This is a genomic window from Streptomyces sp. NPDC088732 (genome assembly GCF_044751205.1).
Taxonomy (GTDB): domain Bacteria; phylum Actinomycetota; class Actinomycetes; order Streptomycetales; family Streptomycetaceae; genus Actinacidiphila.
Genome location: NZ_JBIVLI010000008.1, coordinates 1 through 20,942, shown reverse-complemented (window position 1 = coordinate 20,942; position 20,942 = coordinate 1). Strand labels below are relative to the sequence as shown.

At 73.6% G+C, this 20,942-nt stretch carries 2 protein-coding genes; both read left to right on the top strand.

What is annotated here, in order from left to right; translation table 11 throughout:
* Positions 1-68 precede the first annotated feature (68 nt).
* Positions 69-11,225, top strand: a complete 11,157-nt coding sequence (locus tag ACIP9H_RS15620; protein ID WP_401959418.1) for a type I polyketide synthase — start codon at positions 69-71, stop codon at positions 11,223-11,225.
* 24 nt (positions 11,226-11,249) lie between these two features.
* Positions 11,250-20,942, top strand: a 9,693-nt coding sequence (locus tag ACIP9H_RS15615) for a type I polyketide synthase (protein WP_401959416.1), incomplete at its 3' end; no start/stop codon positions are given.

The window sequence follows — 20,942 nt, the reverse complement described above, 5'->3', positions numbered from 1 at the left end:
GCTGATCCGACGACCCGACCGATGTCCGTACGGCCGCATTTCGCGATTCCCCAGGGGGTGACGTTCCGGTGACCAGCTCGAACGAAGAGAAGCTTCTGGAAAACCTGAAGTGGATGACCGCCGAGCTGCGCCGGTCCCGCCGCCGTGTCCAGGAGATCGAGGCCGACGCCGCCGAGCCCATCGCCATCGTGGCGATGAGCTGCCGCTTCCCCGGCGGGGTCAGGTCGCCGGAGGACCTGTGGCGACTGGTCGACGAGGGCGGCGACGCCATTTCCGGATTCCCCGCCGACCGCGGCTGGGACGTCGAATCCCTCACCGATTCCGATCCCGACCGCAAGGGTGCCTTCTACAACACCGGCGGTGGATTCCTCGACGACGCGACGCTGTTCGACCCCGCGTTCTTCGGGATATCGCCGCGCGAGGCGCTGGCGATGGACCCGCAGCAGCGCCAGCTGCTGGAGGTCACCTGGGAGGCGTTCGAGCGGGCCGGCATCGACCCCTCGACCGTGCGCGGCAGCCGTACCGGCGTCTACGTCGGTGCCAGCGCCATGGGATACGGGGCCGACCTCAGGGAGGTCCCGGAGGAGCTGGAAGGGCTGCTGCTGACCGGCGGCGCCACCAGCGTCCTGTCCGGCCGCCTCAGTTACGTCTTCGGGCTCGAGGGCCCGGCCGCCACCGTCGACACCGCGTGCTCGTCCTCCCTCGTCGCCCTGCACCTCGCGACGCAGGCGCTGCGCCAGCGCGAGTGCTCGCTCGCCCTGGTCGGCGGCGTGTGCGTGATGCCCAACACCGACGTGTTCGTCGAGTTCAGCCGTCAGCGCGGCCTGGCGCCCGACGGGCGCTGCAAGTCCTTCGCCGCCTCCGCCGACGGCACCGGCTGGTCCGAGGGCGTCGGCGTGCTGCTGGTCGAGCGGCTGTCCGACGCACGGCGCAACGGTCACCCGGTCCTGGCAGTGGTGCGGGGCTCGGCCGTCAACCAGGACGGCGCCAGCAACGGCCTCACCGCCCCCAACGGGCCCTCGCAGCAGCGCGTCATACGGCAGGCCCTGGAGAACGCACAGCTCTCCGCCGCCGAGGTCGACGCCGTCGAGGCCCACGGCACGGGCACCCGCCTCGGGGACCCGATCGAGGCCGAGGCCCTGCTGGCCACCTACGGCCAGGACCGCCCCGAGGGCCACCCGCTGCGCCTCGGTTCGCTGAAGTCCAACCTCGGCCACACCCAGGCGGCCGCCGGTGTCGCGGGCATCATCAAGATGGTTCTCGCGATGCAGCACGGCGTGCTGCCGCAGACCCTGCACGTCGACGAGCCCACCCCCGACGTCGACTGGTCGGCCGGCGACGTCGCCCTGCTCACCGAGCGGATGCCGTGGCCCGGGACGGGCGCGCCGCGCCGCGCCGCCGTGTCGGCCTTCGGTGTCAGCGGCACCAACGCCCACACGATCATCGAGCAGGCCCCGGAGGCCGAGGAGGCCCCGGAGCCGCCGCCCGCCCCACCGGCGTACGTGGTGCCGTGGCTGCTGTCGGCGAAGGGGCAGGAGGCTCTGCGCGACCAGGCCCGCCGCCTGTCCGCGTACGTGGGGGAGCACACCGGGCTGCGCGCGGTCGACGTCGCCCACTCGCTGGCGCAGGGACGTGCCGCGTTCGAGGACCGTGCGGTGGTCGTCGCCGAGGACCGTCCGGGGCTGCTGGCCGCGTTGAACGCGCTGGCCGAGGGCGACGCGGCCGCTGGTGTGGTGACGGGGTCGCGGGCCGAGGGCAAGGTGGCGTTCCTGTTCACGGGGCAGGGGAGTCAGCGGCTCGGGATGGGCCGGGAGTTGTACGCGGCCTATCCGGTGTTCGCCGAGGCGCTGGACTCGGTGCGTGAACGGCTCGGGCTGGACGTGCTGTTCGGCGACGACGCGGAGGCGTTGGATCGGACGGAGTTCGCGCAGCCGGCGTTGTTCGCGGTGGAGGTGGCGCTGTTCCGGCTGCTGGAGAGCTGGGGTGTGCGGCCGGACTTCCTGTCCGGGCATTCGGTGGGTGAGATCGCGGCCGCGCATGTGGCCGGGGTGCTGTCGCTTGAGGACGCGTGCACGCTGGTTGAGGCGCGTGGCCGTTTGATGCAGGCGCTGCCGACCGGTGGCGTGATGATTGCGCTTCAGGCGTCGGAGGACGAGGTCCTGCCGCTGCTGACCGACCGCGTGAGCATCGCCTCGGTCAACGGGCCGGAGTCCGTGGTCATCGCGGGCGACGAGGACGCGGCCGTCGCGATCGTGGAGTCCTTCGCGGGACGGAAGTCCAAGCGGCTGACGGTCAGTCATGCCTTCCACTCGCCGCACATGGATGGCATGTTGGACGCTTTCCGTGAGGTCGTGTCCGGGCTGTCGTTCCAGGCGCCGCACATCCCGGTCGTCTCCAACCTGACCGGTGGCGTGGTCACCGACGAGATGGCGTCGCCCGAGTTCTGGGTGCGGCACGTCCGCGACGCCGTCCGTTTCCTCGACGGCGTCCGCGCGCTGGAGGCCGCGGGCGTCACCACGTATCTCGAACTCGGCCCGGACGGTGTGCTGTCGGCGATGGCGCAGGAATGTGTGACCGGACAGGGCGCCGCCTTCGTCCCCGTCCTGCGCAGGGACCGTTCCGAGACCGAGACCGTCACCACCGCGCTCGCCCACGCCCACGTCCGCGGGGTGCCGGTGGACTGGGCGGCATACTTCGCCGGGACCGGTGCCCGCCGCGTCGATCTGCCCACCTACGCCTTCCGGCGGCAGCGCTACTGGATCGAGCCGGTCGCGGGCATCGGGGACGTGCGTGCCGCCGGGCTGGAGGCCGTCGATCACCCCCTGCTGGGCGCGACCGTCGCCCTCGCCGACTCAGACGGCCTCCTCTTCACCGGCCGCCTCTCCCTGGACACCCACCCCTGGCTTGCCGACCACACCGTCTGGGACTCCGTGATCCTGCCCGGCGCGGCCTTCGTGGAACTGGCGGTACGCGCCGGTGACCAGGTCGGCTGCGACGTGCTGGAGGAGCTCACCCTCCAGGCCCCGCTGGTGCTGCCCGAGCGGGGCGGCGTGCAGGTGCAGATCCACGTGGGCGCGCCGGACGCCGACGGCACCGGGCGGCGCACGTTCACGCTCGCGTCCCGCGTCCAGGACGGCGCCGGCGACGAGCGGTGGGTGCGGCACGCGGACGGTGTCCTCGCCCAGGGCGCGGCACGCCCGGACTTCGAGTTCACCCAGTGGCCCCCGGCGGGGGCCGAACCCGCCGAGTCGGACGACCTGTACGACGTGCTGGCCGGGCTCGGCATGGGCTACGGGCCGGTGTTCCGCGGTCTGACGGCCGCGTGGCGGCACGGGGAGAGCGTCTACGTCGACGTCGCGCTGCCCGAGGGGTCCGCCCCGGCCGCACGGGACTTCGGCCTGCACCCGGCTCTGCTGGACGCCTGTCTGCACGCGCTGGCGCTGGGCGGGCTCGGCGGCACCGTGGGCGTGGGACGCCTGCCGTTCGCCTGGACCGGGGTCACCCTGCACGCCGCCGGCGCCGAGGCGCTGCGCGTCCACGTGGCGCGCACGGGCACGGACGGCATACGCCTGGAGATCGCCGACACCTCCGGCGCACCCGTCGCCACCGTGGACGCCCTCGCCCTGCGCACCGTCTCGGCGGAACAGGTACGCGTCGCCGAAGCAGCCCACCTGGAGTCGCTGTTCGGCGTGGAATGGGCGCCCGTGACCGCTGTGCGCGGTGAGGGCCCCCAGGGGCGGCGCTGGGCCGTGCTCGGCCAGGACGAACTGGGCCTGGCATCCACGGGTGCGGAGGTGGTGGAGTACGCCGGCCTTGCCGCACTCCGCGAGGCGTTGACGGCGGGGGAGCCGAGCTTCGACTCCGTCTTCGTCCAGCTGCCGGCGACGGGTCACGACGGTGTGGCCGACGCGGTGCATTCGGCTGTGCGGGGTGCCCTGGCGACCGTGCAGGAGTGGATCGCGGACGAGCGCTTCGCGGACGTGCGGCTGGTGTGGCTGACGTCGGGTGCCGTGACGACCGTGCCCGGTGGCGCGGTGACGGATCTCCCGGGCGGCGCGGTGCGGGGACTTCTGCGCTCGGCGCAGTCGGAGCACCCCGACAGCTTCGTGATGGTCGACCTCGACGGCGACCCCGCCTCGGTGCTGGCGCTCGCGGGCGCCCTGGCCAGCGGCGAGCCGCAACTCGCCATTCGCCGCGGCATGGTGCAGGCGCCCCGGCTGGCCCGGGTCCCCGCCACGACGGCGCTGACCCCGCCGGCGGACACCACCGCCTGGCGCATGGACATCCGGGACCGGGGTACGGTCGACAACCTCGTCCTCGTGCCGAGTCCGGAGTCCGAGGCACCGCTGGCGCCGGGTGAGGTGCGCGTCGCCGTCCGCGCCGCCGGCCTCAACTTCCGCGACGTCCTGAACGCCCTGGGCATGTACCCGGGTGACGCGGGCCTGATGGGCGTCGAGGGTGCGGGCCTGGTCGTGGAGACCGGTCCGGGTGTCACCGATCTCGCCCCCGGTGATCGTGTGATGGGCATGCTGCCGGGTGCGTTCGGGCCGTTGGCCGTTGTCGACCGGCGTATGGTCGCCCCGATGCCGGACGGTTGGACGTTCGCCGAGGCGGCGTCGGTGCCGATCGTCTTCATGACGGCGTACTACGCGCTCCACGACCTCGCCGTTTTGCGCGGCGGTGAGTCCGTCCTCGTGCATGCGGCGGCAGGCGGCGTCGGGATGGCCGCCGTCCAGCTCGCCCGTCACTGGGGCGCCGAGGTGTATGCCACCGCGAGCCCTGGCAAGTGGGACACCCTGCGCGGGCTGGGTCTGGCCGACGACCGCATCGCCTCGTCCCGCACCCTCGACTTCGAGGACGCCTTCCGCGCCGCCACCGGCGGCCGGGGTGTCGACGTGGTTCTGGACTCTCTGGCGCGGGAGTTCGTGGATGCTTCGCTGCGGCTGCTGCCGCGCGGCGGACGCTTCGTGGAGATGGGCAAGACCGACGTCCGTGAGCCGCAGGACGTCGCCGCCGCCCACCCCGGCGTCGCCTACCAGGCCTTCGACCTGACCGAGGCCGGCCTCGACCGCATCCAGGAGATGCTCACCGAACTGCTCGCCCTGTTCCGGTCCGGTGCCCTGCACCTGCTCCCGGTCTCGGCGTGGGACCTGCGCCAGGCGCCCGAGGCGTTCCGTCATCTGAGCCAGGCACGTCATGTGGGGAAGATCGTGCTCACGGTTCCCCGTGACTGGGACCCGGACGGCACCGTTCTCATCACCGGGGGAACGGGTGCCCTCGGTGGTCTGGTCGCCCGGCACGCCGTCACCGCGCGCGGCGCCCGCCACCTGCTGCTCACCAGCCGCCGCGGCGAGTCCGCCTCCGGAGCCCGCGAACTCGCGGACGAACTGCGAGCCCTGGGCGCCGAGGTCACCGTCGCCGCCTGCGACACCGCCGACCGCGACGCGCTGGCCGCCCTGCTGGACTCCATTCCGGCCGAGCACCCCCTGACCGCCGTCGTGCACACCGCGGGCGTCCTCGACGACGGCGTCATCGACTCCCTCACCCCGGAGCGCCTCGACAAGGTCCTGCGTCCGAAGGTCGACGCGGCGCTCCACCTGCACGACCTCACCCGCCGGCTCGACCTCGCCGACTTCGTCGTCTTCTCGGCGATCGCCGCGGCCCTCGGGGCGGCCGGGCAGGCGAACTACGCCGCCGCCAACGCCTTCCTGGAAGGCCTCGCGGAGCAGCGGCGAGCTCAGGGACTCGCGGCCACCGCCCTCGCCTGGGGCCTGTGGGCCCCGCAGGTGGGCGGAATGGCGACGCACCTGGACGAGAGCGATCTCCAGCGCATGGCCAGAGACGGCGTGGGCGCCCTCTCGAGCCAGGACGGCCTTGCCCTCTTCGACACCGCGCTGTCCGTCGGCGCGGCCGTTCTCCTGCCGATGAAGCTCGATCTCGCGGTCCTGCGCGGTCAGGCCCAGGCAGGTGCCCTGGCGCCGCTGCTGCGCGGTCTCGTGGGTGGCCCCACGCGCCGGGCCGCGGCCGCCGCCGGTGACGGCGGAGGGGAGGACGGGCTGCGGGCGCGTCTGGCGGCGCTCGCCCCGGCCGAACGCGACCGTGTCCTGCTGGATCTGGTCCGCAAGCAGGTCGCCGTCGCGCTCGGCTACCCGGGTCCGGCCTCCGTCGAGCCGGGACGCTCCTTCAAGGAACTGGGCTTCGACTCGCTGACCGCCGTCGAACTGCGCAACCTGCTGGGTGCCGCGACCGGCCGGCGCCTGCCGGCCACCCTCGTCTTCGACTACCCGACCGCCACCGCGCTCGCCGGCCACCTGCGCGAGGAACTCCTCGGCGACGTCGCGGACGGGAACGCGGACGGGGTCGGGACCGACCTCGCGCCGACCGGATCGCGAACCGCCGGCGCGGACGACGACCCCATCGCGATCGTGGCCATGGGCTGCCGCTACCCCGGCGGCGTCCGCAGCCCCGAGGACCTGTGGCGCCTCGTCGAGACCGGCGGCGACGCGATCTCCGGCCTTCCCGCCAACCGCGGCTGGGACACCGCCGAACTCCTCGCCACCGCCGACGCGCCCACCTTCCAGGGCGGCTTCCTCGCCGACGCCGACACCTTCGACGCCGACTTCTTCGGGATCTCCCCGCGCGAGGCGCTGGCCATGGACCCGCAGCAGCGGCTCCTCCTGGAGACCGCCTGGGAGACGATCGAACGCGCCGGCATCGATCCGGCCTCCCTGCGCGGCAGCCGGGCCGGTGTCTTCGTCGGAGCCGCCTACACCGGATACGACGCACAGTTGGAGCAGTTGGGCACCGACGCGGTCCTCGGCCACGTGATGACGGGCAACGCGGGCAGTGTGATGTCCGGCCGTGTCTCGTACGCGCTGGGGCTGGAAGGCCCGGCGGTCACCGTCGACACGGCGTGTTCGTCGTCGCTGGTCGCTTTGCACTGGGCGGTGCAGGCACTGCGGCAGGGCGAGTGCTCCATGGCGCTGGCCGGCGGCGTCACGGTCATGTCCACACCCACCACCTTCAGCGAGTTCAGCCTCCAGGGCGGCCTCTCGCCCGACGGCCGCTGCAAGGCGTTCGCCGCCGCGGCGGACGGTACGGGGTGGAGCGAGGGCGTGGGCATGCTGCTGGTGGAGCGGCTGTCCGACGCGCGGCGCCACGGGCACCCGGTGCTGGCGCTGGTGCGCGGTTCGGCGGTGAATCAGGACGGTGCGAGCAACGGCCTGACGGCGCCGAACGGCCCGTCCCAGCAGCGCGTCATCCGTCAGGCCCTGGCGAGCGCCGGGCTGTCGGCCTCCGACGTGGACGCGGTCGAGGCACACGGCACCGGCACCCGGCTCGGGGACCCGATCGAGGCGCAGGCGCTGCTCGCCACGTACGGTCAGGACCGCTCGCCGGAGCAGCCGCTGCTGCTCGGCTCCATCAAGTCGAACATCGGGCACACGCAGGCCGCGGCCGGTGTCGCCGGCATCATCAAGATGGTCATGGCGATGCGGCACGGCGCGCTGCCGCGCACGCTCCACGTGGACGAACCGTCCCCGCACGTCGATTGGTCGAGAGGCGACGTCGCCCTGCTCACCGAGCAGCGGGAGTGGCCCGGGACGGGCCGTCCGCGCCGGGCCGGCATCTCGTCGTTCGGCATCAGCGGCACCAACGCCCACACGATCATCGAGCAGCCCCCGGGCGACGTCGCGGAGGCCGCCGAGGCCCCCGCACAGGCGCCGGGAGTCCTCCCGTACGTCCTGTCGGCCAGGACCCGCGAGGCCCTGCGCGACCAGGCACGACGCCTGCTGCCGGTGGTCGGGTCCGGCGCCGCGCCTCTCGCCGACCTGGCGCACTCGCTGGCGACCACCCGGGCGGCCCTCGACGACCGGGCCGCGATCGTGACCGGCGACACCGATGGACTGAAGACCGCCCTCGCGGCGCTCGCCGAGGGTCGGCAGGCCCCCGGCCTCGTCCAGGCGACGGTCACCGCCGGCTCGCTCGCGTTCCTCTTCACCGGGCAGGGCAGCCAGCGGCTGGGGATGGGACGCGAGTTGTACGACGCCTATCCGGTGTTCGCGGAGGCGCTGGACGCGATCGGTGAACGGCTCGGACCGGACGCGTTGTTCGGGGACGATGCGGAGGCGCTGGACCGCACGGAGTTCGCGCAGCCGGCGCTCTTCGCGGTGGAGGTCGCTCTCTTCCGGTTGCTGGAGTCGTGGGGTGTGCGTCCGGACTTCGTGTCGGGGCATTCGGTGGGTGAGATCGCCGCCGCGCATGTGGCGGGGGTGCTGTCGCTGGACGATGCGTGCACGCTGGTCGCGGCTCGTGGGCGGTTGATGCAGGCGCTGCCGGGCGGCGGGGTGATGATCGCGCTGGAGGCGTCGGAGGACGAGGTTCTGCCGCTGCTGGGTGAGCGGGTGAGCATCGCGGCCGTCAACGGTCCGCGGTCGGTGGTCGTCGCCGGTGACGAGGACGCTGCCAAGGGGATTGTGGAGGCGTTCCCGGACCGGAAGTCCAAGCGGCTGACGGTCAGTCACGCCTTCCACTCCCCGCACATGGACGGGATGCTGGCGGACTTCCGGAAGGTCGCCGAGGGGCTGTCCTACGGCGCGCCCCGTATTCCGCTGGTCTCCAACCTCACCGGCGCCCTGGTCACGGACGAGGTGACGTCGCCCGACTTCTGGGTGCGGCATGTGCGGGAGGCCGTGCGCTTCCTGGACGGCATCCGCGCCCTGGAGGCGGCCGGTGTCACCACGTACGTCGAACTCGGCCCCGACGGGGTGCTCTCGGCCATGGCTCAGGACTGCGTGACCGGTGATGCAGCCTTCGTCCCCGTCCTGCGCAAGGGCCGTCCCGAGCCGGAGACGGCCGTGACCGCCCTCGCCCGGGCTCACACGCGTGGCGTTTCGGTCGACTGGGCGCGGTTCTTCGCCGGGACCGGCGCCCGCCGCGTCGACCTGCCCACCTACGCCTTCCAAGGGCTGCGCTACTGGCCCGAGCCCGCGGCGCGGCGCACCGCATTCGACGGCACACGCGACGCGGTGGACGCCCGCTTCTGGGAGGTCGTCGAGAGCGCCGACCCCAAGGGCATCGCCGACGAGTTGGGCCTCGACGCCGACCAGCCGCTGAGCTCTCTGCTGCCCGCCCTCTCGCTCTGGCGCCGCGATCAGCAGGCGCGTACGCAGGCGGACGCCCGGCGCTACCACGTCACTTGGCACCCGTGGTCGAACGGCAACGGCACCCCCACCGGTGTCTGGCTGGTGGCCCTCCCGGCCGCCCACGCCGACGACCCTTGGGTGGGTGCCGTGACGGCGCGCATCGAGGCCGGCGGTGCCCACGTCGTGCCCGTCGTGCTCGACGCTGCCGACGCCGACCCGGGCGCAATCGCCGCTCGCCTGAGCGGACATGGTGCCGTCGCCGGTGTCCTGTCCCTCCTCGCCCTGGACGAGCGACCCCACCCGGAGCACCCCGGAGTCCCCGTCGGCCTCGCGCTGACCTCCGCGCTCGCCGAGGTGCTGACGGGCGAGGCCGCCGGGGTCGACGGGCCGCTGTGGTCCGTGACCCGCGAAGCCGTCGCGGCCGTCGCCGCGGACGGGCTCACCGGCGCCGCCCAGGCCCACGTCTGGGGCCTGGGCCGGGTCGTCGCCCTGGAGCACCCCGACCGCTGGGGCGGGCTCGTCGACCTGCCCGCCGACTGCGACGAGCGGGCGCTGGACCGCCTGGCGGCAGTGCTCGCCGGAGCGGGCGACGAGGACCAGCTCGCCGTCCGCGCGTCCGGAACCTTTGTACGCCGCCTGGAGCGCGCCGCGCCCCAGGCACCGGCCGCCGGGACCTGGACCCCGCGCGGCACCGTGCTCGTCACCGGCGGCACGGGCGCGCTCGGCCGCCACACGGCCCGGTGGCTCGCCGGGCACGGAGCGCAGCGGCTCGTCCTCGTCAGCCGCAAGGGAGCCGACGCCCCCGGCGCGGCGGAGCTCGAGAAGGAACTGTCCGGTCTCGGCGCCGAAGTGACGCTCGCCGCCTGCGACGTCGCCGACCGGTCCGCGCTCGCGGCGCTCGTCGACCGACTGGCCGCCGAGGGCAGCCCGATACGCGCCGTCGTGCACGCCGCCGGTGTCTCCCAGCCCCCCGGGGAGCACACCGACCTGCCCGGCCTCTCCCACGTCGTGGCCGCCAAGACCGCCGGAGCCGTGAACCTCGACGCGCTCTTCGGCACACCGGACTCCCTCGACGCCTTCGTGCTCTTCTCGTCCATCGCGGGTGTCTGGGGCAGCGGCGGGCAGGGCGCCTACGCGGCCGCCAACGCCTTCCTCGACGCGCTCGCCGAGCGCCGCAGGGCCCAGGGCCTGCCAGCGACCGCCGTCGCCTGGGGCCCGTGGGCCGACGGCGGCATGGCGGCCGAGGGCGACGCGGAGGAGCAGCTGCGCCGCCGCGGCCTGCCGCCCATGGCCCCGGCCGACAACCTGCTGGCGCTGGAACGCGCCGTCGCCGGCAACGAGGCGGCCGTGACCGTCGCCGAGGTGGACTGGGCGCGCTTCGCACCCGTCTTCACCGCGGCCCGGCCCCGCCCCCTCGTCGCCGACCTCCCCGAGGTCCGGGACGCGCTGCGCGCCGACCCGCCGGCCGCCGCGGAGGGCACCGACGACCCGTCCTCCGCGACGCTCCGGCGCCTCGCCGAACTCACCGGCGACGACCGGCAGGCGGCCCTGCTCGACCTCGTGCGCGAGCACGCGGCCGCGGCCCTCGGACACGTCTCCGCCGACGCGGTTGCCGCAGAACGCGCCTTCAAGGACCTCGGCTTCGACTCCCTGACCGCCGTCGAACTGCGCAATCGCCTGGGTGCCGCGTGCGGGCTGCGGCTGCCCTCCAGCCTCGTGTTCGACTACCCCAACCCCCGCGCCCTCACCGGGCACCTGCTGCACAGGCTCTTCCCCGAGGCCGCCGGCACCACGACCGCCCATCCCGTGGACACCGACCCGCAGGACGCCGAACTGCGCCGGACGCTGGCCACCATCCCGCTGGGTCGGATCCGCGAGGCCGGGCTGCTGGACACACTGCTGCGGCTGGCCGCCCCGGACGACACGCCCGCCGGCGCGGCGGACACCGCCGATCCCGCGGACGCCGCGGACTCCATCGACGCGATGGACCTCCAAGCCCTCCTCGACCTGGCACTCGACGGCCACGGCGACCCCGACGGGTCCCACGGCGGCGCCACCGACGACGACAGCAACCGATCCTGACGTGCCCGAAGTGCGGAGTATGTGATGACCACCCCGAACGAAAAAGTCGTTGAAGCGCTGCGGGCATCCCTGAAGGAGACCGAGCGGCTGCGCCGCCGGAACCGGGAGCTGACCGACGCCTCGCGCGAGCCGATCGCCATCGTCGCCATGGGCTGCCGCTTCCCCGGCGGCGTCCGCTCGCCCGAGGACCTGTGGAACCTCGTCGACAGCGGCGGCGACGGCATCACCGGCTTCCCCGTCGACCGGGGCTGGGACATCGAGTCGCTGTACGACCCGGACCCCGACCACGAGGGCACCACCTACGCCCGCCACGGCGGCTTCCTCCACGACGCGGGCGACTTCGACCCCGCCTTCTTCGGGATCTCGCCGCGCGAGGCCCTCGCCATGGACCCGCAGCAGCGCCTGCTGCTGGAGACCACCTGGGAGACGTTCGAGCGGGCCGGCATCGACCCGGCCACCCTGCGCGGCAGCCGGGCAGGCGTCTTCGTCGGCGCCTCCGCCAACGCGTACGGCGCCGGCGCCGGGGACCTCCCCGACGGAGTGGAGGGCCACCTCCTGACCGGCACCGCCTCCAGCGTCGTCTCCGGCCGCCTCGCCTACGTCTTCGGCCTCGAAGGCCCCGCCGCCACCATCGACACCGCTTGCTCGTCCTCCTCCGTCGCCCTCCACATGGCCGTCCAGGCGCTCCGCCAAGGCGAATGCTCGCTGGCCCTGGCCGCGGGCGTCACCGTGCTCGCCGGGCCCGACGTCTTCGTCGAGTTCAGCCGCCAGCGCGGACTGTCCCCCGACGGGCGCTGCAGGTCCTTCGCCGAGGCGGCCGACGGCACCGGATGGTCCGAGGGCGTCGGCGTGCTCCTCGTCGAGCGCCTGTCCGACGCGCTCCGCAACGGCCATCCGGTGCTGGCGGTGGTGCGGGGTTCGGCGGTGAACCAGGACGGTGCGAGCAACGGCCTGACGGCGCCCAATGGCCCGTCCCAGCAGCGCGTCATCCGCCAGGCCCTCGAGAACGCCCGCCTGACCCCCGCCGACATCGACGCCGTCGAGGCGCACGGCACCGGTACGACCCTGGGCGACCCCATCGAGGCGCAGGCCCTCCTCGCCACCTACGGCCAGGAACGGCCCGAGGACCGGCCGCTGCTCCTTGGCTCGCTCAAGTCCAACATCGGCCACACCCAGAACGCCGCGGGTGTCGCGGGAATCATCAAGATGGTCATGGCGATGCGGCACGGTGTACTGCCCCGCACCCTCCACATTGACCGGCCGACCTCGCACGTCGACTGGTCGTCGGGCGCCGTGTCCCTGCTCACCGACGCCATGGACTGGCCGGAGACCGGCCGCCCGCGCCGCGTCGGCGTCTCGGCGTTCGGTGTCAGCGGCACCAACGTGCACACCATCATCGAGCAGGCCCCGGAGCCCGAGGAGCCGGACGCCCCGGCACCCGCCGCCTTCGGGGGCGCGGTGCCGGTGCTGCTCTCGGCGAAGGGGCGCGACGCGCTGCGCGAGCAGGCCCGTCGCCTCCACGCGTACGTGGAGGAGAACACCGGGGCGGGTGCGGTGGACGTCGCTCACGCCCTGGCCACGACCCGCGCCGCCTTCGAGGACCGCGCCGTCGTCGTCGCCGAGGGCCGCGCCGGCCTGCTGTCGGCCCTCGCCGCCCTGTCCGAGGGCGAAGCGGCGCCGGGCGTGGTGACCGGCTCGCCCGTCGCGGGCAAGGTGGCATTCCTGTTCACGGGGCAGGGGAGTCAGCGGCTGGGGATGGGGCGTGAGTTGTACGACGCCTATCCGGTGTTCGCCGGGGCGCTTGACGCGGTGCGTGAGCGGCTGGGGCTGGATGTGCTGTTCGGCGACGACGCTGAGGCGCTGGACCGGACGGAGTCCGCGCAGCCGGCGTTGTTCGCTATCGAGGTCGCGCTGTTCCGGCTGCTGGAATCGTGGGGTGTGAAGCCGGACTTCCTGTCCGGGCATTCGGTGGGTGAGATCGCTGCCGCGCATGTGGCCGGGGTGCTGTCGCTTGAGGACGCGTGCACGTTGGTCGAGGCCCGTGGGCGGTTGATGCAGGCGCTGCCGGGTGGCGGTGTGATGATCGCGGTGCAGGCGTCGGAGGACGAGGTCCTGCCGCTGCTGACCGACCGGGTGAGCATCGCGGCCGTGAATGGCCCTTCGTCGGTTGTCATCGCCGGTGATGAGGATGCCGCGGTCGCGATCGTGGATTCCCTCGGTGACCGGAAGTCGAAGCGCCTGACGGTCAGTCATGCCTTCCACTCGCCGCACATGGACGGGATGCTGGACGCGTTCCGTGAGGTGGTTGCCGGGCTGTCGTTCACGGCCCCGCGCATCCCGGTCGTCTCGAACCTGACCGGTGCCGTGGTCACGGATGAGATGGCGTCGGCTGAGTTCTGGGTGCGGCACGTCCGTGAGGCCGTGCGCTTCCTCGACGGTGTCCGTGTCCTGGAGGCCGCGGGCGTCACCACGTACGTCGAACTCGGCCCCGACGGTGTGCTGTCGGCGATGGCGCAGGAGTGCGTGACCGGCGAGGGCGTCGCCTTCGTGCCCGTCCTTCGCAAGGGCCGGCCCGAGGCCGAGACCGTCACCACCGTGCTCGCCCAGGCCCACACCCGGGGGATCGCGGTCGACTGGCAGGCGTACTTCGCCGGGACGGGCGCGCAGCGCGTCGACCTGCCCACCTATGCCTTCCAGCGGCAGCGCTACTGGATCGAGTCGGGCCGCGGCGCCGGGGACCTGCGCGCCGTCGGCCTCGAGGCCGTGGGCCACCCGCTGCTCGGCGCGACCGTTGCGCTCGCCGACTCCGACGGCTTCCTCTTCACCGGCCGCCTCTCGCTCGACACGCACCCCTGGCTCGCCGACCACGCCGTCATGGGCTCCGTGCTCCTGCCCGGCACAGCCTTCGTCGAGCTGGCCGTACGCGCCGGTGACCAGGTCGGCTGCGACGTACTGGAGGAACTCACCCTCCAGGCCCCGCTGGTGCTGCCCGAGCGGGGCGGCGTGCAGGTGCAGATCCACGTCTCCGCGCCGGACGCCGACGGCACCGGCCGCCGCACCTTCACGCTCTCCTCCCGCGCCGAGGGCGGCGCGGCCGACGAGTCGTGGGTGCGGCACGCCGACGGTGTCCTCGCCCAGGGCGCGGCACGCCCGGACTTCGAACTCGCCCAGTGGCCCCCGGCGGGCGCCGAGGCCGTTCCGACGGAGAACCTGTACGCGGAGCTTTCCGCGCTCGGCATGGCCTACGGCCCCGTCTTCCGCGGGCTGACGGCCGCGTGGCGGGACGGGGAGAGCGTCTACGTCGAGGTCGCGCTGCCCGAGGGGAACGCCACGGCCGCCAGGGACTTCGGCCTGCACCCCGCCCTGCTCGACGCAGGTCTGCACGCGCTCGCCCTGGGCGGGCTCGGCGGCAACGACGGCGAAGGACGCCTCCCGTTCTCCTGGATGGGCGTGACCCTGCACGCCGCGGGCGCCGAGGCCGTGCGCGTCCGCCTGGCACCGGCCGGCACCGACGGCGTGCGGCTTCAGATCGCCGACACCTCCGGCGCGCCCGTCGCCACCGTGGACGCCCTCGTGCTGCGCGCCGTCTCCGCCGAGCAGGTGCGGGCCGCCCGTACCGCCCACCACGAGTCGGTGTTCCGCACCGAGTGGACCCCGCTGCCGGGTACCCCCGACACCGCCTCCACACCGCGGCGTTGGGCCGTCGTGGGTGGGGCCGCCGCTGTGGCCTCGCTGCCGGGTGCGCTGCCCGGCGAGGTCGGCGTGCACGCGGACCTCGCCGCCCTCGCCGCGGCGGTCGAAGCCGGGGCGCCTGTCCCGGACGCTTTGGTGGTCGGATTCGGCCCGGCGGAGGAGCTGTCGGCCCAGGCCGTGCACGCCGCCGCCCACGACGCCCTCGCGCTCGCCCAGGCGTGGTGCGCGGACGAGCCGTTCGCGGGCGAGGCCTTTGCCGGCTGCCGTCTGGTCGTCGTCACCCAGGGCGCGGTCAGCACCGGCGACGGCGCCGGGATCGCCGACCCCGTGCACGCCGCCGTCGTCGGCCTGCTGCGCTCCGCGCAGTCCGAATACCCCGACCGCCTGCTGCTCGTCGACACCGACGGACACGAGGACTCCGCCCGCGCCCTCCCGTACGCCCTCGACGCGGCCCTCGCGGCGGACGAACCCCAACTCACCCTGCGCGCGGGCTCCGTGCACGCCCTGCGGCTGGCCCGGGCCGCCCGCCGGGACGACGACGGCGACGCCGCCGTCACCGCGTACGCACCCGAAAGGACCGTGCTCATCACCGGCGCGGGCGGCATGCTCGGCGGCCTGGTCGCCCGCCGCCTCGTCACCGAACACGGCGTACGCCACCTGCTGCTCGTGGGACGCCGGGGCGGTGCCACCCCGGAGGCCGAGCGGCTGCGGGACGAACTGACCGCGCTGGGCGCCGCCGTCACCTGGGCGGCGTGCGACGTCGCCGACCGCGAAGCGCTCGCGGACGTCCTGCGCGGCATCCCCGCCGCACATCCGCTGGGCGCGGTCGTCCACACCGCGGGCGTGCTCGACGACGGCGTCATCACCTCCCTCACCCCGGAACGGCTCTCCGCCGTCCTGCGTCCCAAGGCCGACGCGGCGCTGCACCTGCACGACCTCACCCGGGACCTCGACCTCTCGGCCTTCGTCCTCTTCTCCTCCATCGGCGGCGTCTTCGGCGGCCCCGGCCAGGGCAACTACGCGGCCGCCAACGTCTTCCTCGACGCCCTCGCCCACCACCGGCGCGCCCACGGCCTCCCCGCCACCTCCATGGCCTGGGCCCTGTGGGCCGGCGACGTCGACGACGCCACTGGTGGCGCAGGCATGGCCGGCACCCTGGACGAGGCCGACATCAGCCGCATGCGGCGCGCGGGCCTGCCCCCGCTGACCACCGCGGAAGGCCTCGAACTCTTCGACCTCGCGCACCGCGTCGATGAGGCGACTCCCGTCCTCATGCACGCCGACCTGGCCGCGCTGCGCAACCAGGCCGGGTCCGGCGCCCTGTCGCCGCTCCTGCGCGGCCTCGTCCGGGTGCCCGCCCGCCGGACGGCCGCCACCACCGGCACCGCGGGAGAGGACGGCCTGCGCCAGCGGCTGGCCGGGCTCGCCCCTGCCGAACGCGACCGCGCCCTGCTCGACCTCGTCCGCAAGCAGGTCGCCACCGCCCTCGGCTACCCCGGACCGGCCTCCGTCGAGCCCGGCCGCTCGTTCAAGGAGCTCGGCTTCGACTCCCTGACGGCGGTCGAACTGCGCAACCTGCTCGGCGCCGCCACCGGCCGACGCCTGCCCGCCACCCTCGTCTTCGACTACCCGACCGCCACCGCGCTCGCCGGCTTCCTGCGCGAAGAACTCGTCGGCGACCTGACGGACGGCGCCTCCATCACCACCCACCGGGCCGGCGACCCGGCGCCGGCCGGCTCGCGCGGCGGGACGACCCGGGCCGGTGCGGACGACGACCCCATCGCCATCGTCGCGATGAGCTGCCGCTTCCCCGGCGGCGTCACGTCCCCCGAGGACCTGTGGGAGCTCCTGGCAGCCGGGCGCGACGGCATCACCGGCTTCCCCGCCGACCGCGGCTGGGACCTCGACCACCTCTACAGCGACGACCCCGACAGCGAGGGCACCAGCTACGCCCGCGAAGGCGGCTTCCTCCACGACGCCGCCGAGTTCGACGCCGACTTCTTCGGCGTCTCGCCGCGCGAGGCGCTGTCCATGGACCCGCAGCAGCGGCTCCTGCTGGAGACCACCTGGGAGACGTTCGAGCGCGCCGGGATCGACCCCACCACGCTGCGAGGCAGCCGCACCGGCGTCTTCGTCGGCTCCAACGCCCAGGACTACCTGCACCTGTGGCTCAACGACGCCGACGGCCTCGAAGGCCACCTCGGGACCGGCAACGCGGCCAGCGTCGTCTCCGGCCGCATCTCCTACACCTTCGGCCTCGAGGGCCCGGCCGTCACCATCGACACCGCCTGCTCGTCGTCCCTGGTCACCCTGCACCTGGCGGCACAGGCACTGCGCCGCGGCGACTGCTCGATGGCACTGGCCGGCGCCGTCACCATCATGTCCACCCCGGGCGCGTTCACCGAGTTCAGCCGCCAGCGCGGCCTGGCCGCCGACGGCCGCATCAAGGCGTTCGATGCCTCGGCCGACGGGACGAGCTGGTCCGAGGGCGTCGCCCTGCTCCTTGTCGAGCGCCTGTCCGACGCGCGCGCCAACGGGCACCCGGTGCTCGCTCTCGTCCGCGGTTCGGCGGTGAACCAGGACGGCGCGAGCAACGGCCTCACCGCGCCGAACGGCCCGTCCCAGCAGCGCGTCATCCGGGAAGCCCTCGCCGACGCCGGCCTGTCGGCCACGGACGTCGACGCGGTGGAGGCGCACGGCACCGGTACGACGCTGGGCGACCCGATCGAGGCGCAGGCACTGCTCGCGACGTACGGCCAGGGGCGCCCCGATGGCAGGCCGGTGTGGCTCGGCTCCGTGAAGTCCAACATCGGCCACACGCAGGCCGTCGCCGGAGCCGCCGGCGTCATCAAGATGGTCATGGCGATGCGGCACGGGGTCCTGCCCCAAACCCTGTACGTGAACGAGCCCACGCCATATGTCGACTGGACGGCGGGCGACATCGCCCTGCTGACCGAGGCGGTCCAGTGGCCGGAGACCGGCCGACCGCGCCGCGCCGGCATCTCCTCCTTCGGCTACAGCGGCACCAACGCCCACGCGATCATTGAGCAGGCGCCCGATGTCGTCGTGCCCGCTCAGCAGGAACCGGCCCGCGACCTGCCCGTCGTGCCCTGGCTCGTCTCCGGCCGGACGGCGGAGGCCCTGCGCGCCCAGGCCGAACGCCTGCACCCGACGGCCGCCGGCATCGCGGACACGGGCGAACTCGACTTCGCCTACTCCCTCGCCACCAGCCGCGCCGCCCTGGAACACCGCGCCGCCGTAGTCGCCGGGGATCCGGCCGCCCGACTCGCCGCCCTCGCCGCCCTGGCCTGCGGCGACCAGGCACCGGGCCTGGTGCAAGGCACCGTGACGACAGGCGCGCTCGCCTTCCTGTTCACGGGGCAGGGGAGCCAGCGACTCGGGATGGGGCGTGAGTTGTACGCGGCCTGTCCGGTGTTTGCCGAGGCGCTTGATGCGGTGCGTGGGCGGCTGGGTCTTGATGTGCTGTTCGGCGATGACGCTGAGGCGTTGGATCGTACGGAGTTCGCGCAACCGGCGTTGTTCGCGGTGGAAGTTGCCTTGTTCCGGCTCCTGGAGAGCTGGGGTGTGCGTCCGGACTTCGTGTCGGGGCATTCGGTGGGTGAGATCGCGGCTGCGCACGTGGCTGGGGTGCTGTCGCTTGAGGATGCGTGCGCTCTGGTGGCGGCGCGTGGGCGGTTGATGCAGGCGCTGCCGACGGGTGGCGTGATGATCGCGCTGGAGGCGTCGGAGGACGAGGTCCTGCCGCTGCTGAACGAGCGGGTGAGCATTGCCGCGGTCAACGGTCCGCAGGCTGTGGTGATTGCCGGTGACGAGGATGCCGCGGTCGCGATCGTGGAGTCGTTCGGGGATCGGAAGTCCAAGCGGCTGACGGTCAGTCATGCATTCCATTCGCCGCACATGGACGGGATGCTGGAGTCCTTCCGTGAGGTGGTGACGGGGCTGTCGTTCGAGGCTCCGCGCATCCCGGTTGTCTCGAATCTCACCGGTGCGGTCGTAGCGGATGAGATGTCCTCGCCCGAATTCTGGATGCGGCACGTTCGTGAGGCTGTCCGCTTCCTGGACGGTGTTCGCGCGCTGGAGGCTGCTGGGGTCAGCACGTTTGTGGAGCTGGGTCCGGACGGTGTGCTGTCGGCGATGGCGCAGGAGTGTGTGACGGGCGAGGGCGCGGTCTTCGTTCCCGTGCTCCGCAAGGGCCGTCCGGAGGCGGAGACCGCCGTCACGGCTCTGGCGCAGGCGTACGTGCGGGGCGTGGAGGTGGACTGGGCCCGGTACTTCGCCGGCACGGGTGCGCGGCGCGTGGACCTGCCGACGTATGCCTTCCAGCGGCGGAGGTTCTGGCCGGAGACCGTTCTCTGGGCGGCCCCGCAGGCCACGGCGCCGGATCAGGCGAGCGCGGTGGACGCCAGGTTCTGGGATGCGGTGGAGCGGGAGGACCTGGTCTCCCTGGCCGCCGAGTTGGACGTCTCCGGCGATGCGTCTCTGGGTGAGGTGCTTCCGGCGTTGTCGGCGTGGCGTCGGCAGGGTCGGGAGCGTTCGGAGGTGGACGGTTGGCGGTACCGGGTGGTGTGGAAGCCGCTGGCCGAGGTTTCCGGCGCGCGTCTGTCCGGTTCCTGGCTGGTGGTCGTGCCGGTCGGGAGTGACGTTGACGGGCCGGTGGTGGATGCGCTGGCTGGGCGTGGTGCGGAGGTGCGCCGGGTCGAGGTCGAGCCGGGCACGGACCGCGGCACCTTGGCGGGTCTGCTCGCCGGTGAGTACGCCGGTGTGGTCTCGCTGCTGGGGCTCGTCGACGCGACGAGTCTGATCCAGGCTCTGGGCGATGCAAGGGTGGATGCGCCGCTGTGGTGCCTGACGCGAGGCGCTGTTTCCGTTGGCCGGTCGGACCGGCTGGTGTCGCCGGTGCAGGCGCAGGTCTGGGGTCTGGGCCGGGTGGCGGCGCTGGAGGTGCCGGAGCGCTGGGGTGGTCTGGTGGACCTCCCGGAGGCGCTGGACGAGCGGGCGCTGTCTCGGCTCATAGGCGTGCTGGCTGGTTCGAGTGAGGACCAGGTGGCTGTGCGTTCGTCCGGGGTGTTCGGGCGGCGGCTGGTTCGGGCTGTGCTGCCGGAGGGTGCGGGGTCGTGGATCCCGTCGGGCACGGTGCTGGTGACGGGTGGCACGGGTGCGCTGGGTGGTCGTGTTGCGCGGTGGCTGGCGGAGGCTGGTGCCGAGCGGCTGGTGCTGACCAGCCGGCGCGGGATGGACGCGCCGGGTGCTGCTGAGCTGGTGGCGGAGCTGGGGGCCGAGGTCACGGTCGTCGCGTGTGATGCCTCCGACCGTGAGGCGCTGCGCGCTGTGCTGGCTGAGCACGCCGAGTCGCTGACCGCAGTCGTTCACACGGCGGGCGTCCTGGACGACGGCGTCCTCGACTCGCTCACGCAGGACCGTCTTGACACCGTCCTACGGGCGAAGGCGACCTCCGCCCTCAACCTGCACGAGCTGACGATCGAACTCGGCGTGGAGCTGGATGCCTTCGTCCTGTTCTCGTCGATGAGCGGCACGATCGGCACCGCGGGCCAGGGCAATTACGCTGCCGCGAACGCTTTCCTGGACGCCCTTGCCGAGCAGCGTCGTGCGGACGGCTTGGCGGCGACGTCGATTGCTTGGGGTCCGTGGGCCGAGGGCGGCATGGCGGCCGATGAGGCGATGGCCGCCCGGATGCGCCGTGGCGGGGTTCCGCCGATGCGGGCAGACCTCGCCATGGTCGCGATGCACCAGGCCGCCGGATCTGCGGAGGCGGCCCTCCTGATCGCCGACTTCGACTGGGAGCGCTTTGCGCCCGGTTTCACTTCCGCGCGTCCCAGCAGGCTGCTCGTAGAGCTTCAAGGGGCGGCCACCGCCGCGCACGGGGAGAGCGCGAACGATGCCTCCGATTCGGCTGGTTCGTCGTTTGCTGTGCGGTTGCGGGGGATGGCGGAGGGTGATCGTGCGCCGTTTGTCCTGGAGTTGGTGCGTCGGCTGGTTGCCGAG